This is a genomic window from Paenibacillus sp. J2L1-98, from assembly GCF_056269405.1.
This window is the reverse complement of record NZ_JBWDNW010000002.1, coordinates 427,898-451,551: the sequence shown is the minus strand read 5'-3', so window position 1 is coordinate 451,551 and position 23,654 is coordinate 427,898. Positions and strand designations below refer to the sequence as shown.

The 23,654-nt window shown below is 47.6% G+C and carries 28 protein-coding genes; 25 read left to right on the top strand and 3 right to left on the bottom strand.

Annotated elements, in window-relative coordinates; genetic code table 11:
- Nucleotides 1-6 precede the first annotated feature (6 nt).
- The 13 genes from AC0YNZ_RS06875 to AC0YNZ_RS06815 all read left to right on the top strand — a co-directional run bounded on the left by AC0YNZ_RS06875 (nucleotide 7) and on the right by AC0YNZ_RS06815 (nucleotide 11,716).
- Nucleotides 7-786, top strand: a complete 780-nt coding sequence (locus tag AC0YNZ_RS06875; protein ID WP_475825907.1) for a segregation and condensation protein A — start codon at nucleotides 7-9, stop codon at nucleotides 784-786.
- Nucleotides 755-1,357, top strand: a complete 603-nt coding sequence (scpB, locus tag AC0YNZ_RS06870; protein ID WP_110770491.1) for an SMC-Scp complex subunit ScpB — start codon at nucleotides 755-757, stop codon at nucleotides 1,355-1,357. The genes AC0YNZ_RS06875 and scpB overlap by 32 nt, the downstream gene beginning before the upstream one ends.
- A gap of 58 nt (nucleotides 1,358-1,415) precedes the next feature.
- On the top strand, nucleotides 1,416-2,108 hold the full coding sequence (locus tag AC0YNZ_RS06865) for a DUF2953 domain-containing protein (RefSeq protein WP_475825906.1): 693 nt from the start codon (nucleotides 1,416-1,418) through the stop codon (nucleotides 2,106-2,108).
- The gene (gene ytfJ, locus AC0YNZ_RS06860) at nucleotides 2,081-2,566 is read left to right on the top strand and encodes a GerW family sporulation protein (RefSeq protein WP_475825905.1); all 486 of its coding nucleotides are present in this window, start codon (nucleotides 2,081-2,083) and stop codon (nucleotides 2,564-2,566) included. The genes AC0YNZ_RS06865 and ytfJ overlap by 28 nt, the downstream gene beginning before the upstream one ends.
- Before the next feature lie 133 nt (nucleotides 2,567-2,699).
- Complete coding sequence (locus tag AC0YNZ_RS06855; protein WP_475825904.1) at nucleotides 2,700-3,890, top strand: D-alanyl-D-alanine carboxypeptidase family protein; 1,191 nt, start codon at nucleotides 2,700-2,702, stop codon at nucleotides 3,888-3,890.
- Nucleotides 3,891-3,956: 66 nt separating this feature from the next.
- Nucleotides 3,957-4,616: a nucleoside recognition domain-containing protein gene (locus AC0YNZ_RS06850; RefSeq protein ID WP_475825903.1), complete on the top strand. Its 660-nt coding sequence runs from the start codon at nucleotides 3,957-3,959 to the stop codon at nucleotides 4,614-4,616.
- 25 nt (nucleotides 4,617-4,641) lie between these two features.
- The gene (locus AC0YNZ_RS06845; protein ID WP_110770681.1) at nucleotides 4,642-5,145 is read left to right on the top strand and encodes a spore maturation protein; all 504 of its coding nucleotides are present in this window, start codon (nucleotides 4,642-4,644) and stop codon (nucleotides 5,143-5,145) included.
- A gap of 54 nt (nucleotides 5,146-5,199) precedes the next feature.
- Nucleotides 5,200-5,946, top strand: a complete 747-nt coding sequence (locus tag AC0YNZ_RS06840) for a pseudouridine synthase (RefSeq protein WP_475826159.1) — start codon at nucleotides 5,200-5,202, stop codon at nucleotides 5,944-5,946.
- 87 nt (nucleotides 5,947-6,033) lie between these two features.
- Entirely contained in the window at nucleotides 6,034-6,564 is a 531-nt protein-coding gene (locus tag AC0YNZ_RS06835) for a redoxin domain-containing protein (RefSeq protein WP_475825902.1), read from the top strand.
- Between the two features lie 17 nt (nucleotides 6,565-6,581).
- Complete coding sequence (gene resB, locus AC0YNZ_RS06830) at nucleotides 6,582-8,240, top strand: cytochrome c biogenesis protein ResB (protein ID WP_475826158.1); 1,659 nt, start codon at nucleotides 6,582-6,584, stop codon at nucleotides 8,238-8,240.
- A complete protein-coding gene (gene ccsA, locus AC0YNZ_RS06825; RefSeq protein WP_475825901.1) occupies nucleotides 8,237-9,496 on the top strand; it encodes a cytochrome c biogenesis protein CcsA in 1,260 nt (419 codons plus the stop codon). Before resB ends, ccsA begins: the two co-directional genes overlap by 4 nt.
- 27 nt (nucleotides 9,497-9,523) lie before the next feature.
- Nucleotides 9,524-10,240, top strand: coding sequence for a response regulator transcription factor (locus tag AC0YNZ_RS06820; protein WP_053376699.1), 717 nt, complete (start codon nucleotides 9,524-9,526; stop codon nucleotides 10,238-10,240).
- Nucleotides 10,241-11,716, top strand: coding sequence for a HAMP domain-containing sensor histidine kinase (locus tag AC0YNZ_RS06815; RefSeq protein WP_475825900.1), 1,476 nt, complete (start codon nucleotides 10,241-10,243; stop codon nucleotides 11,714-11,716).
- A 128-nt stretch (nucleotides 11,717-11,844) separates the two neighbouring features.
- On the opposite strand, the gene serA is transcribed toward AC0YNZ_RS06815, so the two are convergent.
- The gene (serA, locus tag AC0YNZ_RS06810; protein ID WP_475825899.1) at nucleotides 11,845-13,437 is read right to left on the bottom strand and encodes a phosphoglycerate dehydrogenase; all 1,593 of its coding nucleotides are present in this window, start codon (nucleotides 13,435-13,437) and stop codon (nucleotides 11,845-11,847) included.
- 239 nt (nucleotides 13,438-13,676) lie between these two features.
- Between serA and AC0YNZ_RS06805 the strand changes: the two genes are divergently transcribed.
- Nucleotides 13,677-14,003: a rhodanese-like domain-containing protein gene (locus AC0YNZ_RS06805; RefSeq protein WP_475825898.1), complete on the top strand. Its 327-nt coding sequence runs from the start codon at nucleotides 13,677-13,679 to the stop codon at nucleotides 14,001-14,003.
- Between the two features lie 21 nt (nucleotides 14,004-14,024).
- Here the strand turns inward: AC0YNZ_RS06805 and AC0YNZ_RS06800 are convergent, their stop codons facing one another.
- Nucleotides 14,025-14,945, bottom strand: a complete 921-nt coding sequence (locus AC0YNZ_RS06800) for a hypothetical protein (protein ID WP_475825897.1) — start codon at nucleotides 14,943-14,945, stop codon at nucleotides 14,025-14,027.
- Nucleotides 14,946-15,056: 111 nt separating this feature from the next.
- On the opposite strand from AC0YNZ_RS06800, the gene AC0YNZ_RS06795 reads away from it, so the two are divergent.
- Together AC0YNZ_RS06795 and AC0YNZ_RS06790 are read left to right on the top strand one after the other, a co-directional pair.
- Nucleotides 15,057-15,650: a lysostaphin resistance A-like protein gene (locus AC0YNZ_RS06795; protein ID WP_475825896.1), complete on the top strand. Its 594-nt coding sequence runs from the start codon at nucleotides 15,057-15,059 to the stop codon at nucleotides 15,648-15,650.
- The gene (locus AC0YNZ_RS06790; protein WP_475825895.1) at nucleotides 15,647-15,880 is read left to right on the top strand and encodes a hypothetical protein; all 234 of its coding nucleotides are present in this window, start codon (nucleotides 15,647-15,649) and stop codon (nucleotides 15,878-15,880) included. The genes AC0YNZ_RS06795 and AC0YNZ_RS06790 overlap by 4 nt, the downstream gene beginning before the upstream one ends.
- On the opposite strand, the gene AC0YNZ_RS06785 is transcribed toward AC0YNZ_RS06790, so the two are convergent.
- Nucleotides 15,870-16,742, bottom strand: a complete 873-nt coding sequence (locus AC0YNZ_RS06785) for a polysaccharide deacetylase family protein (protein ID WP_475825894.1) — start codon at nucleotides 16,740-16,742, stop codon at nucleotides 15,870-15,872. The two genes, AC0YNZ_RS06790 and AC0YNZ_RS06785, sit on opposite strands and share 11 nt — an antisense overlap.
- A 176-nt stretch (nucleotides 16,743-16,918) precedes the next feature.
- On the opposite strand from AC0YNZ_RS06785, the gene AC0YNZ_RS06780 reads away from it, so the two are divergent.
- From AC0YNZ_RS06780 to cmk, 9 genes are all read left to right on the top strand, one after another.
- On the top strand, nucleotides 16,919-17,230 hold the full coding sequence (locus AC0YNZ_RS06780; protein ID WP_475825893.1) for a hypothetical protein: 312 nt from the start codon (nucleotides 16,919-16,921) through the stop codon (nucleotides 17,228-17,230).
- A 204-nt stretch (nucleotides 17,231-17,434) separates the two neighbouring features.
- The gene (locus AC0YNZ_RS06775; RefSeq protein ID WP_110770477.1) at nucleotides 17,435-18,049 is read left to right on the top strand and encodes a genetic competence negative regulator; all 615 of its coding nucleotides are present in this window, start codon (nucleotides 17,435-17,437) and stop codon (nucleotides 18,047-18,049) included.
- Between the two features lie 138 nt (nucleotides 18,050-18,187).
- Nucleotides 18,188-19,438 carry a Glu/Leu/Phe/Val family dehydrogenase gene (locus AC0YNZ_RS06770; RefSeq protein WP_110770476.1) on the top strand — a complete coding sequence of 417 codons (1,251 nt, stop codon included), beginning with the start codon at nucleotides 18,188-18,190 and terminating at the stop codon, nucleotides 19,436-19,438.
- Nucleotides 19,439-19,453: 15 nt separating this feature from the next.
- A complete protein-coding gene (gene prsW / locus AC0YNZ_RS06765) occupies nucleotides 19,454-20,149 on the top strand; it encodes a glutamic-type intramembrane protease PrsW (RefSeq protein ID WP_475825892.1) in 696 nt (231 codons plus the stop codon).
- Nucleotides 20,150-20,223: 74 nt separating this feature from the next.
- Nucleotides 20,224-20,385, top strand: coding sequence for a hypothetical protein (locus tag AC0YNZ_RS06760; RefSeq protein WP_200961397.1), 162 nt, complete (start codon nucleotides 20,224-20,226; stop codon nucleotides 20,383-20,385).
- 104 nt (nucleotides 20,386-20,489) lie between these two features.
- Entirely contained in the window at nucleotides 20,490-21,845 is a 1,356-nt protein-coding gene (ypeB, locus tag AC0YNZ_RS06755) for a germination protein YpeB (protein ID WP_475825891.1), read from the top strand.
- 59 nt (nucleotides 21,846-21,904) lie between these two features.
- Nucleotides 21,905-22,558, top strand: coding sequence for a flagellar brake protein (locus AC0YNZ_RS06750; RefSeq protein ID WP_475825890.1), 654 nt, complete (start codon nucleotides 21,905-21,907; stop codon nucleotides 22,556-22,558).
- Between the two features lie 97 nt (nucleotides 22,559-22,655).
- Nucleotides 22,656-22,811 (top strand): hypothetical protein, encoded by a 156-nt coding sequence (locus AC0YNZ_RS06745; RefSeq protein WP_475825889.1) that lies wholly within the window; start codon nucleotides 22,656-22,658, stop codon nucleotides 22,809-22,811.
- Between the two features lie 171 nt (nucleotides 22,812-22,982).
- Nucleotides 22,983-23,651, top strand: coding sequence for a (d)CMP kinase (gene cmk, locus AC0YNZ_RS06740; protein WP_475826157.1), 669 nt, complete (start codon nucleotides 22,983-22,985; stop codon nucleotides 23,649-23,651).
- Nucleotides 23,652-23,654 lie beyond the last annotated feature (3 nt).

Below are 23,654 nucleotides of genomic sequence, written 5' to 3'. Positions count from 1 at the left end.
AATTAAGTGTCGGTGCTTTATAAGCTGGATACTTTTGAAGGGCCGCTTGATCTATTGCTTCACTTGATCGACAAAGCCGAAATCGATATCCATGAAGTATCTATCAGCGAGATTACTATACAATATATGGATTACTTGCATGCGATGAAGGAGCTGGAGCTTGAGGTTACGAGTGAGTTTCTAGTCATGGCGGCAACCCTCTTAGCGATAAAGAGTAAGCAGCTTCTTCCAAAGCCTCCCGTATTTGAGGATGATTACGAGGATTGGCCAGATGACGGATTAGATCCGCGCGATGAGCTCATCCAGAAGCTCGTAGAATACCGGAAATTCAAGCAAATTGCCGAGCAGCTGCGCGAGAAGGAATTCGAGCGCAGCCTTGTCTATTCGCGGGAGCCGGAGGATATGACGCCATTCATGAAGCAGGAGAAGGTTAATCCGGTCGAAGGTATTCATTTATCGGATTTAATCGTTGCCTTTCAGAAGGCGCTTCGCCGAGCGGCAAGACGCAATATCGTTGCAACGGTACAGCGCGACGAGATCTCAGTCAAGGACCGGATTCGCGATATTGTCGATGTGCTGAAGCAATTTGAAACGGTTCGTTTTTCGCGGCTAATACGTGAAAATATGGACAGGCATGAAATCGTGGTTACTTTTCTAGCCATTCTGGAGCTAATGAAAATGAAACATATTCGTTGCTTTCAGCATCAGTTGTTTGACGACATCGTCATTCATTGGAGAGGAGAGTCGTCACAAATTGGATTATCAGAAATTGAAGACAATTATTGAGGGCCTGCTGTTCATGGCAGGAGATGAGGGGCTTACGAAGCGGCAGCTGGCTGACATTTTAGAGCTTGATGCTGATCTGGCCTCCGATTTGGTTTACGATTTGCAGCGTGACTTGGAGCGCGAGGAGCGCGGTATTCAAATTGCGGAGGTTGCAGCTTCGTATCGGCTGACGACGCATTTGGAGCACGCGCCTTATTTTGAACGAATGGCCTATACGCCTACGCGCTCACAGCTCTCTCAAGCCGCGTTAGAGACGCTGTCTATCGTCGCTTACCGTCAGCCGATAACTCGAATATCGATCGAAGAGATTCGCGGCGTTAAGAGCGACAGAGCGATTCAATCACTCGTATCCAAGGATTTGATCGAGGAGGTCGGGCGCGCCGAACAGATTGGCAGGCCGATTTTATACGGAACTACTAAATCATTTTTAGATTATTTTGGATTACCGTCGATTAAAGAATTACCGGAGCCGGGAAATGTCGATATCGATGATGCGCTGGAGGAACAGACACAGATGCTGTTCGAGCGGCTGGACGGCCAGCAGATGACAATTGAAGAAATTAAGGAATGAGATTTGACCGCCGGGTCATACTATATTCAACCCATATTAGGGAAACGGAGGAAGCATTATGATGCTCAGTTACCCTTACGGTTGGATGACGGCGGCCGGTCTCTTTTTTTTGCTCATTTTAACAGTTATTCTAAACTCCCAGGTCGTCTTAAAAGGGCATCTGCGGCGGGTAGGAGACAATGATGATGCAGAATTGAACATAAAAGCACTATTTGGAATTATCCGATACCGCATTAAGGTGCCGATTATGCAGTTTACCGGTACATCCGTTCAACTAAAGGAGCAAGTGTCAACGACGAGCGCAGGCTTTGACTCGTGGATGCAGTTCAATAAGGATATCGATACCGAAAAGGTCGTTAATGCCATTGATAAATTAAAGTATATTTTACAAATCACACGAAATTTAACGGGCTGGGTCAGACTGACGCTGACGAAGGTACGTCTTGATGAATGGAACTGGTCTACGTCGGTCGGAACGGGGGACGCGATGTGGACTGCAATGGCGACTGGACTCGTCTGGTCCGTGAAAACATCGATCATTGGCGTATTGTCACAAATGGTTAAGCTGAAAGCAGAACCGAAAATGAATGTGCAGCCGATTTATCAACGATCTGCTTTTACAACGGAGTGGTCATGCATAGCTCAAATCCGCTTCGGTTATGCTATCCTTGCCGGATTGCAGCTCTTAGTCCGGATGAAGAAAATGAAAGGAGGCGTCAAAGCATGGCAGAACATCCTATTCAAGGCTTAATGCAAACCGCAATGGAAAATATTAAAGAGATGGTTGACGTCAATACGATCGTCGGCGATCCTGTACAAACACCGGATGGCAGCATCATCATGCCGATCTCAAAAGTAGGATTCGGCTTTGTGGCAGGGGGCAGCGATATCCGGTTAGATGATTCGGAGCACAAAGGCGGAGGGCAGTCCGATGCGCAGCATGCTTCCGTATCCATGCCGTTCGGAGGCGGCAGCGGCGGCGGTGTATCGATTACGCCGATCGCGTTTCTAGTCGTAGGCACGCATGGCGTGAAAATTGTTCCGCTCGACACGCAAACGCATCTGCTCGATCGGGTAATTGATTCTGCACCGTATGTTTTTGATAAGCTTCAGACGATGATGAAGCAGTCGTCCAGCACAGCAGCATATGCCGATCCGTCCCAGACCGTAATCACCGGACGTGTCGAGGCAACCGATCACCTCTTTTAACATAACTGCCCGAGAGGGCAGTTTTTCATTTTTGTTTAGCTTTATTTCGTCTAGAGCAACGTGTACAGGCATATACTGAAATACACAAGCAGAAGCTTTATCTACTAAGACGGCGAGAGGGGTAAGTATGGGCATGTATTTCAAAAAGCTGCAGCGGTTTACTGTGCTCGGTTTATTGGCAGTATTGGTAGTCGGGACAAGCCGGGGGCCGGCTGTAAACGCGAACCCCGGTCCGCTGCATACGAATGCGAATGCTTCGGCGCTTATTGATGTCGAGTCAGGCAGATTGTTATACAGCAATAACGGCGATACAGCGATGAGAATAGCAAGCTTAACGAAAATAATGACAGCGATCGTAGCCATTGACCATGGGAAGCTGACCGATATGGTGAAGACAAGCAAGCGTGCTGCAGGCAAGGAGGGCTCCTCGATCTATCTTCAGCTCGGCGAAGAAATGAGCCTTCTTAATATGCTTTATGGGCTAATGCTAAGATCCGGCAACGACGCTGCAACGGCTATCGCCGAGCATGTCGGCGGCTCCGAGGAGGGCTTCGTTCATTTAATGAACGAGAAAGCGGCTTTTCTTGGCCTAAAACACACTCAATTTAAAAATCCGCATGGTCTTGATGAGGAAGGTCATTATTCTTCAGCCAATGATTTGGCCAAGCTGACCGCATATGCTTTGAAAAATGATGTATTTGCCGAAATCGTAAGCACGCGCGAAAAAAAGGTGCCAAACCCGCACGAAAAATGGGAGTACAGCTATACGAATAAAAATAAAATGTTAGCGATGTATGAAGGAGCAGACGGGGTAAAGACCGGCTATACAAAAAAAGCGCTCCGGTGCTTAGTCAGCTCGGCAACAAGACAAGGTCAGCAGCTTGCTGCCGTTACAATAAATGATAGCGACGATTGGCTCGATCACCGGAAGATGCTCGACTGGGGTTTTGGCAACTATCCGCTTCATGAAATTGCGACAAAAGGCCAGCTGGTTGCAGGTTATCCGTTAACTGTCGGACAATCGTTCAAGTATCCTTTGACGGATCAGGAACCGGATGATATCCGGTCGCGTTTGGTTTTGTATGACGTGAGTACGCTGCGTTATTCATTAGGAGAACGAGGATTGCTGGAGTGGTATATGAAAAACGATCGCATTGGCGCTGTTCCAGTTTATGATGTCGGAAGCGGCAGGCTGAAGCTGCCGACGGCTTCGCCAAAAGCGCAACAAACGCTGGTCGATTTCAATATGGCTGTCAAGCATGATGAACGCGGACAGCTGGCAGGTACGATCTCAAAAATATTTGACGCATTGTTTAAGCATTAACGTAAAGCCGGCGCGGGAGACGCTGAATAGTAAAAGTAAAGGTGCATGGATGGGGAGGCGGCCTAAATGGTAAATTGGATTTGGTTGTTTTTCATCGTAGCGAGCGTAGTTGTAGCTGCGATAACCGGCAAGATGGATGCGGTGACGCAGGCTGCCTTCGAGGGAGCCAAATCAGGCGTCACCGTCAGCTTTGGTTTAATTAGCATTATGGTGTTTTGGCTGGGAATGATGCGGATAGCGGAGGACGCAGGACTGCTGCAAAAATTGGCTCGAATGCTCGGGCCGGTTGTGCGAAAGCTTTTTCCTGACGTTCCCCGCAATCATCCGGCTATCGGATACATTATGAGCAACTTAAGCGCTAACTTGTTCGGGTTAGGAAATGCAGCAACGCCTATGGGGATAAAAGCTATGCAGGAGCTGCAGAAGCTAAATCCCGATCCTGAGACAGCAACTCCTGCGATGTGTACGCTGCTCGCACTTAATACATCGAGTATAACAATCATTCCGACCACTCTTATCGCCATTCGGATGAATTACGGTTCAGCTAATCCGGCTGAAATTATCGGAACAACGCTTGCGGCAACCTTTGTTGCTACATCCGCTGCGATACTTGCCGACCGCTATTATAGAAGGAAGTCACCACCGCCGCCGGCAGCACCAGTTCTGTCAAAGAATACGAAATTAAAGGCAGCTCCGCCGGTTGCAGGGGGTGAGCCTGTTGTATAATCTGTTCACGAGTTTATCGGCTTGGATGATTCCGGCAATTATTGTATTTATTCCGCTTTATGCAGCCCTAAGACGCAAGGTGCCCGTTTATGAAACGTTTGTCGAGGGAGCCAAGGACGGTTTCGGTACGGCCATCAACATTATTCCTCATTTAGTCGGCATGATGGTTGCCATCAGCATGTTCCGCGCATCGGGCGCATTGGAATTAATGCTGTCAGCGGTGCGGCCGCTGTTTGATTGGGCGGGAATTCCAAGCGAAGTGCTGCCGCTCGGAATACTTCGTCCGTTAACCGGGGCAGGCTCATTAGCCTTCACTACCGATCTCATTCAGACCTTCGGACCGGATTCGATGATCGGAAGAATCGCATCAACAATTCAAGGCAGTACAGATACGACATTATACGTACTTACCGTTTATTTTGGAGCGATTGGCATTCGCCGGACGCGCTATGCGTTGAAGGTTGGCTTATTTTCGGATTTGGTCGGTTTTTTAGCTGCAATTTTCATTTGCTTATACATATTCGGGTAGGGAAGCTTGTACTTTGTTCTCCATATCGTTATGATGGAGATTGAGGTGAAAGCATTGGAACGTTTACAGAAAATATTAGCAGCAGCGGGAGTTGCATCCCGTCGCAAATGTGAAGAAATGATTTTGGCTGGAATGGTTGAGGTTAACGGTGAGAAGGTTACGACGCTTGGCGTCAAGGCGGATCCTGCTGTGGATACCATAACGGTGAATGGCAGGACGATTCGGAGCGAGAAGAAACTGTATCTCATGCTCAACAAATCCAAAGGGGTCATCACAAGCGCCAAGGATCCTCAAGGGCGTAAAGTGGTATCCGATTTTTTGCCTGGTATTAAAGAGCGGGTATATCCGGTTGGTCGATTGGATTACGATACGGAAGGACTTCTCCTGCTTACGAATGACGGCGAATTCGCCAATTTGTTAACGCACCCGAGCCATCATGTGCCGAAAACCTATCGTGCAACCGTCAAAGGCATTCCACATGGAAGCGCGCTTGAGCAGCTGCAAAAGGGGATTAAGCTCGAGGATGGCATGACCGCCCCTGCTGAGGTAGAGTACCATGATGTAGATACGGACGGAAATGAAGCGACGATTACGATTACGATTTTTGAAGGCCGCAACCGTCAGGTTCGCCGTATGTTTGAGGCAATCGGACATAAGGTGATCCGGCTGAAGAGGATACGTTTTGGCGAGCTTGGACTTGAAAATCTGGGCAGAGGCAAGTACCGCCATTTAACGCCTCAGGAAATCAAAGAACTGCTTGCAATCGCTCAAAGCAAGACACATAAAGTTCATAAAAAGTAATCGGCGGCGGCAGTAATTGCCGTCGACTTTTCGTTATAATGGTAATATTCGTGGCTGTTAAGAAAGAAGCTGGTGGTGAATTCAATTATGGGAAAATCGCGCAAGACGGTCCAAATTGTCATATTGATCGCCGTCTTGATCATAGGTGGATATGCAATTGGATCTACCTTATTTGCCGCGGATGATAAAGGTCCTCTAAAGGAAGGCAGCAAGCCGCCTGGGTTCGAGCTTGTCGACTTAGAGGGCAATACGCAGCAATTGTCAGATTACGAAGGGAAAGCTGTCGTCGTCAATTTTTGGGGTACGTTCTGTCCGCCCTGCGTGAAGGAAATGCCGGAGTTTGAACGACAGTATGCGAAATGGAAGGACCAAGGCCTCGTCATTTTGGCGATTAATTTAAGCGAGGATACGTTAACGGTCAATAACTTTGTTCGCCGCTTTGATCTAAATTATCCGATTTTACGCGATGTAAATCGTCAAACGGAACGCAATTACGGGCTAAAGTCATATCCTACTACTTTTTTCATTAAACCGGACGGTTCGATCATGGAAATCAAAGTGGGCGGCATGACGGAAGTGGAAATTGACGAACGGATTGAAAGACTGCTTCAGCTGTAGGAGGTTTTACTGTGTTAGTGGTTGAAAACACTAAATGCGAGTGCGGCCATCAAAACTCGGTCGGAACCGTATTGTGCGAGAGCTGCGGCAAGCCGCTCGAGAACAATGAACTATCGGATTTGCCGTTAGAGATGCGGTATGACGGGGTAGCCCGCCGATCGCAAAAGAGCAATCCAAACCTCATTGATAAAATATGGAATTTTTTCTCATCTGTCAAAATCGCGATTTATTTGATCGTCTTTACTTTTTTGACAGCGATGCTGGGTACGATTTATCCGCAGGAAAACACTTTTGTGAACAATTTTGATCCATCGGTTTATTATGAGGAAACTTACGGCTTGCCCGGAAAACTGTATTATTTGTTCGGCTTGTCGCATACTTACGAAACCTGGTGGTTCATCGGATTGCTCGTCATGATCGGCACATCGTTAGTCATTTGCAGTCTTGACCGGGTGCTGCCGCTTTATCGGGCGCTCAGCAAGCAGCAAATACGTAAGCATCTGCAGTTCATTCACAGGCAAAAAACAGTGTACAAGCATACAATTGAAGGTGACGCCGAGCAGTGGACGGAGAAGTTCGGGGCACAGCTGAAACGCAAGGGCTACCGTATTCACCGCGAAGGATCCGCCCTGCTTGCGGAGAAAAACCGGTTTAGCCGTTGGGGGCCTTATATCAATCATATCGGTCTTATTCTGTTTCTGTTAGCCATACTGGCAAGGAGCATTCCGGACTGGCAGATGGATAGCTACATTACGATTCCAGATGGCGATACGGTACAAATCGCGGATACGAATTATTTTGTCAAAAATGAAAAGTTTACCGTCGAGTATTACAAAGATGAGGAATTGCCTGCCAATCTGAAGGGCACGGCCCGCGCGAAGCTATTCGAAACGAAAGCGGTATTATATGAATGCATTAGCAGCTGCAACGATCAAACGCAGAAGCCGGTGCTCAAGGAAGTGAAGCGGCATAATATCATTGTGAACGAACCGCTCAAATACAAGGGGCTTAAGCTGTACCAATTCGATTTTGATACAACGCCACGCCTAAATGCCGTCCATCCTATTCTCGTGAATAAAGAGACAGGGGAAAAATACGGCCCGTTCGATCTTCCGATGAAGGATTCGGCTCTCCAACATAAGCTTGGGCCGTATACACTTGATTTGTATGCCAATTACATGGAGTTCGCGATTGGCGACAACGGGGAACCAACCACCTTATCGCGTGATCCGGTCGCTCCGGCGTTCATATTTACGGTCAAAGGGCCAGGGCTGGATCCGAAAGGCGAGCCGTACATGTATTTCCCGATGCAGAAGGATAAGGTGAAATTTTCGCAGGATGCCATTAATCATGGGATTGCTGACAAAATTGAAATTCGGGTAGACGGGATGGAGAATGTAGACTTTTCCGAAGCGTCCACTTACTTAAATGTACGTATGGATAAGGCGCTGCCTTATGTCTGGATTGGAGCGGTCTTCTCGATAATCGGTCTGTTAATGGGATCCTATTGGCAGCATCGCCGAATATGGCTGCGCATCGATGACGGACAGCTTTCGTTAGGCGCACATACGAACAAAAACTGGTACGGTATGCGCTCTGAAGTAGCGGGAGCGCTTCAAAAAATAGGGATAACCGTAGATCCGAAGTTGCTTGATAACGGAGGGAACAACGCGTGAGTTTAGTTGATTTTAGCAGCGACGCATTTATCGTCGCATTTTTTCTTTATTGTTTTGCTTTTATGTTTTATGTGATTGCGATTGCAGGCAAGAAATGGAGCAACCGCGATCCGCTGCAGCATGAGAAACGCTGGGGGCGGGTAGCTTTTATAACGTCCAGTCTCGGATTAGCGTCGCATTTGACCTTCTTCTTCACAAGGTGGGCAGGAAGCGGCCAAATTCCGACGAGCAATATGTACGAGTTCATGACGTTTCTCGGAATGGCGATCATGATCGCGTTTACAATCGTTTACAGTATTTACAGAAAACCTTTGCTCGGCATGTTCTCCCTGCCGTTAACCGTAATTATCGTTGCTTACGCATCTGTATTTCCGCAGGAGGTGCAGCCGCTAATTCCGGCCCTTAACAACTATTGGCTGAAGGTGCATGTCACGACGGCTGCTCTCGGCGAAGCGTTTTTTGCAGTCGGATTTGCAGCGGGTTTAATGTACTTGCTGCGTGTAGTCGATTTTAAAGGTAAAACGAAGGAAGCGAAGAGATCGCAGTTTTGGGTGGAGTTTTCCTTATACTCGATCATCCTTATCGTTGGTTTTATCGTAGCCGTATTCGCTTTCCGCGGTATGGGGTATGAAGCGCAATTCGTTCAAGAAAAATCGGTTATTGACGCAAAAGGTTCGGAAACGACGACTTCGGAGACAGTCGATTATTCACTGCCGCCAATCGTTAAGCCATATAACAGCGATATTGTCAAATATGAGCCGTTTCTTGGAATGGAGCAGCCGATCTTTGAAGCGCCTTATTGGATGAACGGCGCAAATTCCGGCCGCAAGCTTAATACGGTGCTGTGGTCTATCATTGCAGGCTCGTTGCTTTACGGATTGCTGCGACTTGCATTCCGTAAGCCGCTCGGCGCTGTCATTCATCCGGTCATGGAAGGCGTTGATCCGGATGATTTGGATGAAATCAGCTACAGATCAATTGCCATTGGTTTTCCGATCTTTACGCTTGGAGCATTAATATTCGCGATGATTTGGGCTAATATTGCATGGGGCCGCTTCTGGGGCTGGGATCCGAAGGAAGTGTGGGCTTTGATTACATGGCTGTATTATAGCGCATATTTGCATTTCCGTTTATCACGCGGCTGGCAGGGACGTCCGTCCGCTTGGCTCGCCGTAATCGGTTTTGTCGTCGTATTATTCACGCTTGTCGGGGTTAACCTCGTCATAGCCGGATTACATTCATATTCTGGTGTTTAGGAACTAGATAGAGAGGAGTCTTGTCTTATGTCTGATTATTCAAGCCGTATTTTGGTCGTAGATGATGAAGAACGCATTCGACGTCTGCTCAAAATGTATTTAGAGAAGGAAGGCTATACAATCGACGAGGCGGAAGACGGTGAAACGGCGCTTAGGCTGGCCTCGAATACCGATTATGCGCTCATTCTGCTTGATGTGATGCTCCCGGGAATCGATGGGGTAGAGGTGTGCTCACGACTGCGCCAAGTGAAGGCAACTCCTGTCATTATGCTGACCGCAAAAGGGGAAGAGATGAACCGCGTTCAGGGCTTTGAGGTCGGAGCTGACGATTATGTCGTGAAGCCTTTTAGCCCTCGCGAAGTGATCTACCGTGTGAAAGCTATTTTGAGACGTTCTTCGGCTACGGCGTTTCTTACAAAAGAAATCAATTCGAGCAACAACATCGTATTTCCTCATCTTGTTATCGAGCATGACGCGCATCGCGTGACTGCCGGCGGACAGGAGGTAAGCTTAACGCCTAAGGAATATGAGCTTCTTCATTATTTGGCTGTATCGCCGGATAAAGTGTTCTCGCGGGAAGAACTGCTTAAGGATGTTTGGAATTACGAGTTTTTTGGTGATTTGAGAACAGTCGACACACATGTAAAACGTTTGCGGGAGAAGCTGAACAAAGTGTCGCCCGATGCCGCATCGATGATTACGACTGTCTGGGGTGTCGGCTACAAGCTTGAGGTGCCTAAGTAAATGAATGTATGGCAGCGCTTGGCCGGTAAGCTTTGGCGCAGTGTAGTCGGAAAACTTTGGGCGACGATTATGCTGCTTGTTGCGGTTGTATTGTTAATTGTGGGTGTATTTCTGCTCCAGTATGTTGATATCTGGTTTGATGACAAATCACATGATAGCTCGCATCAGGTGAAAGTTCTGTTCGTTCTTACCGCGATTGTTGGTTTTTTATTATCGACCTTTTTTGCTTTTTTCTTGTCCAAAAAAATTCAGCAGCCGCTGCTTCAGCTTAAGGATGCTGCCGTTTCGATCTCTCAGGGGAATTATACGACCAGAGTTAACATCCGTTCGAGTGATGAGATCGGTGAGCTCGCGAATACGTTCAATCATATGACGGAGCAGTTGGATAAGCTTATACACGACCTGAATCATGAGAAAAATCATCTGGCCAGCATTTTGAGGAGTATGGGTGATTCTGTCATTACATTTGACGCAGATGGAAGAGTGATCCTGACGAATCCGAGCGGTCACCTGCTCATTAGCCAATGGTCTGGTATGGAACTGGCTTGGCAGGAAGATATGTTTGACAGCACTTCCTCGTACTCCGAAGTTCCGATTCCGCTTCGCGAGCTGTTTCAAAGCGTCATGGAAGAGGGGCGCGATGCGACTGACAAGATTCATGTGCTAAGCAGCGTTTGGTCTGTTGTGATGGCTCCGCTGCAGTCTAAAGGCGTTGTTCGCGGAGCAGTTGCCGTCATCCGAAACGTGACAGAGGAGCACAAGCTCGAGAAGCTGAGAAGAGATTTTGTGGCGAACATTTCGCATGAGATAAGAACGCCGCTGTCGATGCTGCAAGGCTACAGTGAAGCGCTGCTTGATGATATTGTCGTTTCTGAAGAGGACCGTAAGGAACTGGTTCAAGTCATCTATGATGAATCGCTGCGAATGGGCAGGCTTGTGAACGATTTTCTAGATATCGCCCGTATGGAAGCCGGCCATGTCGATATGAACTTCCAAGAGGTCGATCTGAAGCATGTTTTGAAGCGCGTGCACCGGAAGTTCCAGGTCTATGCAAAGGAGCGCGAGGTTAAACTGCTGGCAGATCTGCCGCGGGAGCCATTGCTTGTCGAGGAAGCGGATGAGGACCGGCTTGAACAGGTGCTGACGAACTTGCTGGATAATGCTTTGCGTCATACGCCTTCAGGTAAGTCCATAACAATCGCAGGCAAGGAGGAAACCGTGAATGGCAGCCAATATGTTCAGCTTAGTGTTAGAGACGAAGGACAAGGTATCCCTTCCGAAGATGTACCTTATATATTCGAACGCTTCTACAAGGCGGATAAGGCGCGTAAACGCGGATCCTCAAGCGGTACGGGACTGGGGCTCGCGATCGTAAAGAACTTAATCGATCTTCACCATGGACGGATCGTCGTCGATAGCAGTGAAGGAATAGGCACTTCGTTTACGATTCTGCTTCCTGTCGAAGCTCATCAGTAGTTGTCAAAGGCGTTCCTTCGGGAATGCTTTTTTTGTAGAAAGCAGAAGATAATTCTTGTTGTTCGTGAAACAAAAAAAGAGCTTGCCGGTTCTAGCCGGCAGGCTCTTTCTTAAAGGTTAGCTATTCATTAAAAAAGTGTAATTTCTTTTGCTGTGTTAAGCTCAGGCATGTTCGTAAGTTGAACAAGCACATCCTTAGGCGTAACTTTATCAACTCGAAGCACCATGATAGCGGAACCGCCAACAAGCTGGCGACCTACTTGCATCGTAGCGATGTTAACGTCATTATTGCCGAGCAGCGTACCTACGCGTCCGATAATACCAGGCTTATCGTTATGCGAGATAAGAATGAGATTGCCTTCCGGTGTAACGTCGACAGGGTACTTATCGATCTGTACGATGCGAGGACCGTAGCCAGTCAATAATGTGCCTGATACGACGCGCTCTTCCTTCTTCGTGCGAAGCGATACGGTAACGAGATTCGTGAAGTCCTTCGAAGCATGCGACTTTTGAATAACAATATTAACGTCGCGTTCTTTCGCAAGGTGCATCGAGTTGACGACATTGACATTCTCGGAGCCAAGGTGATGAGCGAGAACACCGCGAACGATATGGCGCGTAAGCGGCTGCGAATCAACCTCTGCAAGCTCGCCCGCGAAGCCAACTACGATTTCAGTAACGGCGCCTTCAGTCGATTGAGCAATAAAGCTCCCAAGCTTCTCGCCAAGAACAAAGTACGGCTGAAGAATGTTTCGCAGATTTGCCGGAATCGGAGGCATGTTAACTGCATTGATGAACGGCTCGTTGCGAAGGATATGAAGCACTTGTTCCGATACGTCAATCGCTACGTTTTCTTGCGCTTCTACTGTAGATGCGCCAAGATGCGGTGTAACGATAATTTTCGGATGAGTCAAGAAAGGATGATCCTCAGCAGGAGGCTCCACTTCGAATACGTCAAATGCTGCGCCAGCTACTATACCTGCATCGATTGCGTCAACCAAAGCGATCTCATCGATGATACCGCCGCGTGCGCAGTTTACGATACGCATGCCGGGCTTCATCACTTCAAATTGCTTTTTTCCGATCATATGCCGAGTTTCAGGAGTCAGCGGCGTATGTACGGTCATGAAATCTGCGTTACGAACGATATCGTCAACGCTTGCCAGCTTCACGCCAATTTTTTCTGCTCTTTCTTCTGTCATGAACGGGTCATAGCCCATAATTTCCATACCGAAAGCTTTTGCGCGTTTAGCAACTTCGCTACCGATACGGCCCATGCCGAGTACGCCAAGCGTTTTGCCGCGAAGCTCTACGCCGAGGAAAGATTTGCGATCCCATGTACCGTTAACGGTTTTCATGTACGCTTGCGGAATATGGCGGGCAACCGCCATCATCATGGCAAAGGTATGCTCACAAGTCGTAATCGTATTGCCGTCTGGCGCATTGATTACGATGATACCGCGTTGAGTAGCTGCATTCAGGTCGATGTTATCAACACCAACGCCTGCGCGGCCAACTACTTTAAGCTGCTTGCCGGCTTCCATAATCTTTGGTGTTACGCGCGTTTGGCTGCGTACGAGCAACGCATCGTATTCGCCGATAATGGCGACCAATTCGTCTTCGCTTAATCCAGGTTTTTTGTCGACTGCGACATCTGACGCATCAACAAGCTGCTGAATGCCCAAATCGCTGATTGGATCGGAAACTAACACTTTAAACATGTGAAGTATGCCTCCTAAATTAGGGCGAAGCGTAAAGCTTCGCTGAATATGAACAGAAAAACCCTCTACCCGGCACCGTTGTGCAGCAGCGGGACGAGAGTTTGATCATCGATCTCAGACTTTTCTATTTTAATGCAAGGAGATGGACAAAAGCAATCCTCAAACTTGCCGAAATGTGAAAATTTCGTTATGATTCAAGCATCATAAGCATCAAAATACGACATTGGAGGTCTTAATGCGTGACAAAGTGGCAAGATGTGACACCGCAATTTTTGCTTGATTTGCTTGAAAACGGAAATGTTGATCGGACCCAAATTATAGATGTAAGGGAAGAGTTCGAATGGGACTTTTATCATATAGAGGCTTCTGTCTTAATCCCGATGAATACGATACCGGTCCGTCATAACGAATTGGACGATTCAAATCCGATTTTTATCATATGCGCACATGGCGTGCGCAGCGTTACAGTTTGCAACTACTTAGAAGAACAAGGCTACAGCAACCTCCACAACGTTACCGGCGGAATGGCTGCTATAGCCTCGTTAAAAGGATTTCAATATGATTGAAAGCAGCTGCCGGGCAGCCGTTTAATTCGTTTCAGGGTAGAAGAACGGAAGCTGAGGCAGGAGATCCTGCTGGTAAAGACGTGATTTGCTCTCCGTAAAGTCGCCTGTACGCACCGCTTCTGTATTGATCAGGAGATCAACAACCGCCGACACGGTGTGCAGCTTCATTTTGGTCGCTTGTCCTGAATCGACAAACTCGTCAACGCGGCTTGTCAAATCCTGCGGATAGTAGGCCGTAAGTTTTTTGCGGGTCAATAGCTGATCGGCCATCAGCTTGTTTTTAATCGTAAGCTCTAATCTCGTCCATTTACTCAGCTCCAGCATGGCGGATGCCTTATAGTCCTGCGGGATATCGAGATCGACTGTGGCTGCCCATTTCAGCATAGCCGAGTAATAAGCTTGTTGAGCGGAGAGCGCGAATTGAGATGCGGAAAGATAGGATTTTTCCTGTACCACCGTTTTCTGCAATTGATTAAAAGTGAGTGTCTTAGTACCGGCAGCCGCTTTGTCTGCTGCTTCTTCGAATAGTTTGAGACTGCGTATATAGCTGACCTGGGCTTGTCCGAGCAATGGCGACTTTTGCATGTCGATTGAGCTTGCTTCCTTTGCCTTGGACTTGGCTAGAATGGCCAGATCCTTAAACATAGAGGTTGCTTCAAATGTTTTTCCTTGCGATAATTTGTCCATAGAATCGAACCATTCGTTTTGAAATTCACGATAAGGCAAAAATACAGTATGATAGAAAGAGACAAGATCTTGCTGCTGGTATTGGCTTGCAGATGCGTCTGTCTGCTCAGAACCTTCGTCGCCGGTTACGTATTTTGCTTCTGTTTTTTCAGTACCGATTTGGATGCCGTATAAAAAAGCGCCCACAGTGCAAACGAGCATAAACACAAATCCAACACTAAATAGCATTGCGGTCTTCGTTAATCGTTTTTCCATCTCTATCTCTATCTCCTTCTATGTAAAAAAATTATGCCGTCAATTTGTTCTATCAGTATAGGTGAAAAGGTCTAAAAAGAAAATACGAACGTTCCAGACAGGCGGGAAGCAATGAAGAAATTTGATATTCGAAATATTCGCGTTCGCAAGGTGTCCGTTGACGAGCTTGACGACCGCATGCTGCTTATCAATTTATACGCAACTCAAGTGCTTACTTTTATTATCGGTATCATATGGATTTTATTTCAGCATCAAAATTTGATCCGGTTATTTACGCCTCCGAGGGAGTTAGCGTTCGTTTATTGGGGAGTGGGCTTAGCTGCCGCTGTAATCGTTGTTGACCTGCTGATTTCCCGCTTTGTCCCTGAGGAAGCGAGTGATGACGGCGGGGTAAACGATCGTATATTCCGAACGCGGAAGGTTTGGCATATTGCTCTTATTTCATTCGTGGTCGCGGTATGCGAGGAGCTGCTCTTTCGCGGTGCTCTGCAGCATGCGGTTGGACCTTACTGGACAAGCATAATTTTTGCGACGATTCATGTCCGTTATTTAAAGCACTGGATTCCGACTGGACTGGTATTCTCGATCAGCTATGGCTTAGGTTGGATCTATATGCAGTCAGGCACAATCATTGCGCCGATTATCGCACATTTTCTTATTGATTTAATTATGGGGCTAATTATACGATTCAGGAGGGAGTCATGAGCAGGAAAGAGAAGTTTGGAAATTCGAAAGCGGCAAGACACCATGAAGGGACGGCAGAAACGTCCTTCACCGGAACGGATTCCATTGAAGGAGAGACTCTGCCGCCTAGGCGAAAAAAACATCCTTCCAGCATTTCTAAAGTAACGAGATGGTATTATAATCTTTTGTTCCTTTTGTTCGTTTGCTTAGTTAGCGGATTATTCTGGTACGGTTTGAAATTCAGCGATTAATGTCGATGGATGCAGGATCAATGTATCCATAGCCTTTTTCCTCCAGCGCCGTTAACAATTTTTCTAGAGCTGCTGCTGTCCAAGGCAGCTCATGCATAAGAATGTTGGCACCGGGATGAAGCTGCTCCAGTACGTTGCGAATGACTTCTTCGGGCTTATCTTTCGTTGACTTATCCCAATCCAGTGAACCATCTGACCACGTCATGTACAGCATGCCGTGGTTTTTTACTATTTCCTTCACCACGTCCCCGCCTGAGCCGAATGGAGGCCGGAAAAAGATAGGTTTTTTACCGATCAAAGCCTCGACATCGGTTTGGACATCTCCGATTTGTTTTTCAACGACTTCCTTCGTTTCATTTTTTAAATTAATATGGTCCCATGAATGATTGCCGATCGTCTGGCCGCGTTCGTTTATCAGCTTTAAGAGCTCAGGATTTTGCTTTACCCGATAGCCGTTGACAAAAAAGATCGCCTTGGCGCCATGCTTATCCAGCGTATCGAGCATGCTGGTAAGAATCGATTCATCCTTCGGTCCGTCATCGAAAGTTAACAATACAACTTTGTCCGTCGTACTTTCCTCGATGGGTGCAAAGCGGTAGGCTTTAGTCATCCGGTATAGCGGAGCGGCCAGTGCGTCATCACTGCTGCCTGGTGCTGCAGCTCCCAAAGGCTGATCCGTCCGATAGGCAGTATCGTCATTAGGCATTGAAGCCGGGGTAGCTGTAGGCTCCTGCGTTGGTGCTGCTGCCTTGACTGGTGCTTCTGTTGATACAGGCTGATTCCCGATTTGCCGATCAGCGGAACAGGCCGAAAGCTGCGCCACTACAAGAAGGACGGCGAGTATTGGAATGATTCGTTTCATTTTGCTGACCCTCCATTGCTCATTTTAAATCACGCTAAAGCGACCTCATTGTATCATATTTATCCATTTGGATAGCTAGAATGATTTCCTGATTTTATATAGAATGAGGGCTCTGCCTGGCGGTCAAACTAACTCATGAATACGCAAGATGAACTAGGAAAGAGGTGTCCGTGAACATGAAATTAAGAGGTTTTTTAGTTGGAGGACTGATTGGCGCTGCAGCCACCATGTTTATCTCACGAAGGCAACCGGGGGCAATGTCTTGGGCAGCTAACGCGATAACGGATGTTACCCGCAAATCCGTTTCGAAAATGATGAGCAAATCGATAAAGGAAGAAGCGGTGAATCTTGCCCCAAAGCATTCAGACGATACCGCCGTAAAATCCGAAGCCGCTTGGGGGCAAATTGAAGCTATTATGAATAGTGATCCTGCTCTGAAGCGGGAGGCGGACAAAATCAAGGCGGAATCGTCAGCGCATACGCATTAAATAAAAGCAGCTGTTGCAAGGAATCGTAGGGTCGCTTAGCAGAAATGCGAAGTGCTCAAACGATTCTTTTTTTCGTTCAATATTAGTGCATTCGGCGAAAAGACATGATAAAGTAGTTACATAGCATGATTTGGTCAAATTGATCACATCTTACTAAAAAATTCATACGCTATTACAACAGATGCTGCAGAGGAGGATCCTGTCATGAAAATCGAACGACTGAGCCAGGACAAGATACGGATTTTCCTGACGTTCGACGACCTGCTGGAACGGGGGATCCAGAAGGACGACATGTGGCGCGAAATTCCAAAAGTACACGAACTATTCAGTGAAATGATGGATCAAGCATATAGTGAACTTGGATTCGATGCCAGCGGCCCATTAGCGGTCGAAGTGTTTGCCCTCCCCGCTCAAGGAATGGTAGTGATTGTCACCCGTGGCAAAATGAACAGTCATGCAGGCGATCGGGCAACCGAAGATGACGACACGGAAGACGAAATATACGAGATGGAAGTTACGCTGGAGCAAAGCGATGTGGTGATGTACTCGTTCCGCGAATTCGAGGATGTCATTTCGGTGTGCAAGCAGCTGCAAAGCTCCGCTCTCACAGAAGACGGACGGTTGTACTCTTATAACGGCAAGTATATATTGGCGTTGGAGCCTGCTTTGATTGAGGCTTCGAGGCACAACGCTGTTATCGCATTGCTTGCAGAATATGGAGAAGCAACGTCAGTGACTTACGCGATGCTGGAAGAGTATGGCAAAGTGATCATGCCCGAATCAGCGGTACGGGAAATATGTCATCATTTTAAATTTTAAGCAAACGTACATGCATAGAGCATCTGCAGGCTGATTCATGTCTGCATGATGCTCTTCTTGTATGTAAACTACAATATCTAATGGAATACAGTAGCGGAAAGGCGTTCATATTAGATGTAGACAAAGGCGGTGTATAGAATGAGTGATAAAGAAGCAAACGATGTTTTGCATTCTACTCAAATCGTTATTGAGCAAGCGCTGCGAAGACTTGGCTATGATCAGGATATGATTGACTTATTGAAGGAGCCGATGAGGCTGCTGACCGTACGTATTCCAGTGCGGATGGATGACGGGAAGACGAAAGTATTTACGGGGTACCGCTCGCAGCATAATGATGCGGTAGGTCCTACGAAGGGCGGCGTGCGGTTCCATCCGGCCGTCTCGGAAAACGAGGTTAAGGCGTTGTCCATTTGGATGAGCTTGAAATGCGGTATCGCAGACTTGCCCTACGGCGGAGGAAAGGGAGGCGTCATATGCGACCCGCGCCAAATGTCTTTCAGGGAGCTGGAGCGGTTAAGCCGGGGTTATGTTCGCGCGGTCAGTCAAATCGTCGGCCCGAGCAAAGACATCCCTGCGCCTGATGTTATGACAAACTCGCAAATTATGGCTTGGATGATGGATGAGTACAGCCGGATACGTGAATTCGACTCCCCGGGCTTTATTACCGGTAAGCCGCTTGTTCTTGGCGGGTCTAAGGGGAGAGAGACGGCTACCGCTCGCGGTGTCGTTATTATGATACATGAGGCGCTGCGCCTCAAGGGCATCGAATTGAATAATGCCAGAATCGTTATCCAGGGCTTTGGAAACGCGGGAAGCTACCTTGCCAAATTCATGCATGAGGCCGGTGCCAGGGTGATAGGTATTTCCGATGTGAACGGAGCGTTGTATAATGAAGAAGGGCTCGATATCGAATATTTGCTGGATCGCCGGGATTCCTTCGGCAATGTGACGAACCTGTTTACTCAGACGATTACGAATTCACAACTGCTTGAGCTCGATTGCGACGTTCTTGTTCCAGCAGCTATCGAGAATCAAATAACGGATCAAAACGCCTCTCAAATACGGGCATCCATCGTTGTAGAAGCCGCAAACGGACCGACAACGCTGGAAGCGACTCGGATTTTGAGCGACAGAGGCGTGCTGCTCATACCCGATGTGCTCGCAAGTGCCGGCGGCGTCATCGTATCCTACTTTGAGTGGGTGCAAAATAATCAAGGGTACTACTGGGATGAGCAGGAGGTGGATGATAAGCTGAAGCTTATGATGATTCGCGGCTTTAACCACGTATACGAAATACACCGCACCCGAAAGGTCGATATGCGGCTTGCTGCTTATATGGCTGGCGTCCGCAAAATGGCGGAGGCTGTTCGCTATCGTGGCTGGGTGTAAGAAAGTAGGGACGAAATGCTGTTGTTTTCTGTTTTGACTGCGGCCGTTGCGCCAGGCGTTTCGCTGCTTACTTATTTATATTTACGGGATCGCTACGAAGCAGAACCGATACACATGGTCGTTCGATTATTTGTGCTCGGCCTGCTTGTCGTTGTACCTATTATGGTCATTCAACGCGGTCTTCAGCTTTGGCTGGGCGATCACTCGGTTTTGTTTGCCTTTGGCGAATCTGCAGGCGTCGAGGAATTTGTCAAATGGTTCGTGCTGTACCACGTCATATACAACCATACCGAATTTGACGAGCCTTACGATGGAATCTTGTATGCGGCATCGATTTCGCTTGGCTTTGCCACGCTTGAGAATGTTTTGTATGCCATTTACTCGCCGGCCACCTTCGGCACGCTTCTCGTTCGCGCGCTGCTTCCGGTATCGGGCCATGCCTTATTCGGCATTATGATGGGCTACTACCTAGGCAAAGCGAAGTTTGCTCCTAAGAACAGGAGCGTTTATTTTTTAAGCATCTCATTATTGCTTCCGGTTTTTTTACACGGCACCTACGATTGGATCATGATTACCGTCCGCACCAACTGGATGTGGTTTATCGTGCCGTTCATGATCGCGCTCTGGATATGGGGCCTGCGCAAGATGAATCATGCAAATTCACGTTCTCCCTTTCGGTTTCTTGTCCGCGAGGATGAGATTAAACTGTAGCTGATCCGTCCATACTTACCTTATATAGGAATGCCTGAAATGACGGCATTTGAATGATGGCTGAGGAGGAGCGTATGGAGGCTGCGAGAATAAAGGTAACGATCCGGTGCAACGTGTGCGGAGAGAAGTTCGTGCTGCGCGGACGAAGAGAGAAAGGCTGGATTGATACCGGCTTTAAGCAATGCATTTGCAATAACGCAAATGATCTCGAAATAGAAGAGCATAGCGTATTTTAAACAAAATACATGCTGCTATTACAATTAAATAGATGGATGCATAAAGCTCCCTTGGGCAAACCAAACTAAAACCAGGTTTTGCACAAGAAAGGAGCTTTTGTATTATGTACCATCGACTAAGTTCAATTCTATTTCCGATTATGTCCCTGCTTTTTATCGGCGCTGTTTACTGGGGCTATCAAGAGCATCAAGAAAAAAACTCGATATTGATCAAGGCTGAAAACCAGTATCAACGGGCTTTTCATGACTTGGCTTATCATGTCGAGCAGCTGCACCAGCAGCTGGGCAATACGCTTGCGGTCAATTCGACTTCGCAAAGTTATCATCGCAAAGGACTTGTGAATGTATGGCGTTTAACCAGCCAAGCGCAAAACGAGATTAACCAGCTCCCGTTAACGATGCTCCCATTCAATGAAGCGGAAGACTTCTTGTCGCGTATCGCAAATTTTGCATACAAAACAGCTGTTCGGGATTTGTCAAAGCAGCCGCTTACGCCGGATGAGTTTAAGACGATGAAGACACTCTACGCTAATTCGGAGCAAATTTCAAAGGATCTCGTCGGCATGCAGCGAGAAGTGCTGGCTAACAATTTACGCTGGATGGACGTTGAGATCGCTCTTGCCTCCGAGAAGTCGAACAATGACAATACAATCATTGACGGCTTTAAGACGGTTGACAAGAAGGTCAGCGAATATCCTGAGATCAACTGGGGACCTTCTGTTAGCAGCATGTATCAGAAGCGCACGATTCAGATGCTGGGCGGGAAAATGGTTAGCGCGGAGGATATCAAGAAGCTTGCCGCTAAGTTTACGCATGCACCGAATGCCGAAATCCGCGTTGTTGAAAATGCAAAGGGAACGGAATTTGCTTCCTACTCGGCGACCGTAAACGAGGGGAAAAACAAAAAACTGCAAATGGACTTCACGCAAAAGGGCGGACAGCTCATTTGGTTTATGAATCCGCGCGATATCGGAGAGAGAAAGGTTGACCTTGACAAAGCTAAAGCTTCTGCGGATACCTTCTTGGATAAGCACGGATTTTCGGGAATGAAGGCTGTAAGCTACGATATGTTCAATAAGACGGGTGTTTTCACTTATGTTAGCTTGCAAAGCGGTGTTCTCATTTACCCGGATAAGCTGACGGTTAAGGTTGCGCTCGATAATGGAGAAACGGTGGGCTTGCAAGCAAATGATTACGTCTATGAGCATCATAAGCGCAAGCTGCCTAGTCCAATCCTTTCGAAAGCCGAGGCGCGCAAAGCGTTAAATCCGGAAATGAAAGTACAAACCGAGCAATTGGCTCTGATCGACAACGATTTGGGCGAGGAAGTGCTATGTTATGAATACACAGGAAAAATTAACGGTTCCCTCTACCGCATCTATATCAATTCGGAAACAGGCGTAGAAGAATCGATCGAGGAAATGTCTCCCTACGATTCCAAGGCAGCTTCTGACAAATAACGATATGGCTCCCCTCAAATCGACGTGTTATAATGGCATGTAAATGGGGGGGAGCCAATTTGTTGCCTAAAATGAACCAGATGCTTCACTATCAGATCGCTTCTTCGGACGAAGAGGAAGCAACGATTGAATACAAGTCCCGTATTGCCGATGAGCAGGAGGACGCCTTGCTTATAGAGGTTCCGATCAGCGAGAAATCCGGGCGATATAAAAGGCTGTTTTTAGGCGACGAGCTTTCTGTTTTTTTTATATCCGAGGACGGAATAAAAATTTTTTTTGATTCGCATGTGCTCGGGTTCAAGGAAGACGGCGTCAAGCTGATCAAAATCCGTAAACCTGAACCGGACCGTATTACAAAGGTGCAGCGCCGCAGCTTTCTTCGCGTGCAGGCGGAGCTTGAGATCGCTGTCAAAATGTCAAATCAAGTGAGATTCGTTTGCGTGACCGATGATGTGGGCGGCGGAGGAATCTCGTTTATTTGCGATAGGAAATGGCCGCTGATGCCAGAGCAGGTGCTTGAGTGCTGGCTGCTCGTTCCATTTAAGAACGGATTGATTGATCATGCTTTTTTCCGTGGGGAAGTCGTGAGGGTTGTGGAGCTTAAGTCTGGAAAGAAGCAGGTTATGATCAAATATATCAGCATCAACGACTCAGAAAGACAGAAGGTAATCCGCTTTTGCTTTGAGAAGCAGCTGGAATATCGCAATCGGTGAATAAACATTTGTGAAACATGGAAAACTACCCGGAAAGAGGAAGGGGAGAATCCATGTGTCACTAAGGCCTTTTTTTAAAAAAAGAAGCCGCAAGCAGATGCTTAAGTTAACGGAAGATGTTAGCAGCGTTTTGCGGAAAATCATTATTACGCTTGTTATTTTATTAGTATGTTCGCAGGCAGCTTTGCAAAATGATGCTGTTCGGCATTGGCTAACGGGCGTGGATCAGTGGGAGGGAACCCGCTTGAACTGACGCTCGGCTTTTGCATCTGCGGTTATAGTGTGGTATAATTTTCACGTTCGCAGGCAAAGCCTGCTTTTTTCTTGAGAGGTTTGCGTCGCATCCTTACATGCATTCGGCCAGCCGTCTCTACTAAAAGGGGGTTGACCTTAAGTGGTGCATCACGAAGGTGACAGCAACTGCATGAATATTGCCATTGACGGGCCGGCAGGCGCGGGCAAGAGTACGGTTGCGCGAAAAGTCGCCGAGCAGCTAGGATATGTATATATCGATACAGGCTCTATGTATCGCGCTGTAACTCTGACCGCTCAGCGAGCAGGTGTAACGGCAGACCAGACTGCTAAACTAGCTGAACTAGTAAGATCCTTAGAGATTGAGCTTGAGCCAGGTGAACAAGGTCAGTCCGTATTCGTGAATGGTGAAAATGTAACCGCATTGATTCGCTCGCGCGAGGTGACGCTTCAGGTGTCCCATTTTGCGGCGAATGAAACGGTGCGTCAAGTACTTGGAGTCATGCAGCGCAAGCTTGCAGAGCGCAAGGGTGTCGTGATGGATGGCCGGGATATTGGTTCGCACGTGCTGCCTAATGCGGAATTGAAAATTTTTCTGACTGCATCCGTTAAAGAACGGGCGCTTCGCCGTTACCGCGAAGTTGCGGACAGCCAAACCGTTACGCTTGCGCAATTGGAAGAAGAGATTGCAGAGCGTGACCGATTGGACGAGCAACGTGAGATTTCACCGCTAATATGCGCTTCTGACGCGGTCGTACTCGACAGTACCGCCATGACAATTGACGAAGTAATTTTCGCAATTGTGAAATTAAGCCGAACCAAAATGGCGGAGGCGAAGTAAACT

Excerpts from the sequence above, each read along its gene's own strand:
- AC0YNZ_RS06865 (WP_475825906.1), top strand. The coding sequence starts at position 1,416 with ATGATGCTCAGTTACCCTTACGGTTGGATGACGGCGGCCGGTCTCTTT.
- AC0YNZ_RS06845 (WP_110770681.1), top strand. The coding sequence starts at position 4,642 with ATGATTCCGGCAATTATTGTATTTATTCCGCTTTATGCAGCCCTAAGA.
- AC0YNZ_RS06775 (WP_110770477.1), top strand. The coding sequence starts at position 17,435 with ATGAAAATCGAACGACTGAGCCAGGACAAGATACGGATTTTCCTGACG.
- AC0YNZ_RS06760 (WP_200961397.1), top strand. The coding sequence starts at position 20,224 with ATGGAGGCTGCGAGAATAAAGGTAACGATCCGGTGCAACGTGTGCGGA.
- AC0YNZ_RS06835 (WP_475825902.1), top strand. The coding sequence starts at position 6,034 with ATGGGAAAATCGCGCAAGACGGTCCAAATTGTCATATTGATCGCCGTC.
- AC0YNZ_RS06780 (WP_475825893.1), top strand. The coding sequence starts at position 16,919 with ATGAAATTAAGAGGTTTTTTAGTTGGAGGACTGATTGGCGCTGCAGCC.
- AC0YNZ_RS06790 (WP_475825895.1), top strand. The coding sequence starts at position 15,647 with ATGAGCAGGAAAGAGAAGTTTGGAAATTCGAAAGCGGCAAGACACCAT.
- AC0YNZ_RS06745 (WP_475825889.1), top strand. The coding sequence starts at position 22,656 with ATGCTTAAGTTAACGGAAGATGTTAGCAGCGTTTTGCGGAAAATCATT.
- AC0YNZ_RS06795 (WP_475825896.1), top strand. The coding sequence starts at position 15,057 with ATGAAGAAATTTGATATTCGAAATATTCGCGTTCGCAAGGTGTCCGTT.
- AC0YNZ_RS06815 (WP_475825900.1), top strand. The coding sequence starts at position 10,241 with ATGAATGTATGGCAGCGCTTGGCCGGTAAGCTTTGGCGCAGTGTAGTC.
- ypeB (WP_475825891.1), top strand. The coding sequence starts at position 20,490 with ATGTACCATCGACTAAGTTCAATTCTATTTCCGATTATGTCCCTGCTT.
- AC0YNZ_RS06820 (WP_053376699.1), top strand. The coding sequence starts at position 9,524 with ATGTCTGATTATTCAAGCCGTATTTTGGTCGTAGATGATGAAGAACGC.
- serA (WP_475825899.1), bottom strand. The coding sequence starts at position 13,437 with ATGTTTAAAGTGTTAGTTTCCGATCCAATCAGCGATTTGGGCATTCAG.
- ytfJ (WP_475825905.1), top strand. The coding sequence starts at position 2,081 with ATGGCAGAACATCCTATTCAAGGCTTAATGCAAACCGCAATGGAAAAT.
- AC0YNZ_RS06770 (WP_110770476.1), top strand. The coding sequence starts at position 18,188 with ATGAGTGATAAAGAAGCAAACGATGTTTTGCATTCTACTCAAATCGTT.
- cmk (WP_475826157.1), top strand. The coding sequence starts at position 22,983 with ATGAATATTGCCATTGACGGGCCGGCAGGCGCGGGCAAGAGTACGGTT.
- AC0YNZ_RS06800 (WP_475825897.1), bottom strand. The coding sequence starts at position 14,945 with ATGGAAAAACGATTAACGAAGACCGCAATGCTATTTAGTGTTGGATTT.
- prsW (WP_475825892.1), top strand. The coding sequence starts at position 19,454 with ATGCTGTTGTTTTCTGTTTTGACTGCGGCCGTTGCGCCAGGCGTTTCG.
- AC0YNZ_RS06855 (WP_475825904.1), top strand. The coding sequence starts at position 2,700 with ATGTATTTCAAAAAGCTGCAGCGGTTTACTGTGCTCGGTTTATTGGCA.
- AC0YNZ_RS06785 (WP_475825894.1), bottom strand. The coding sequence starts at position 16,742 with ATGAAACGAATCATTCCAATACTCGCCGTCCTTCTTGTAGTGGCGCAG.
- AC0YNZ_RS06850 (WP_475825903.1), top strand. The coding sequence starts at position 3,957 with ATGGTAAATTGGATTTGGTTGTTTTTCATCGTAGCGAGCGTAGTTGTA.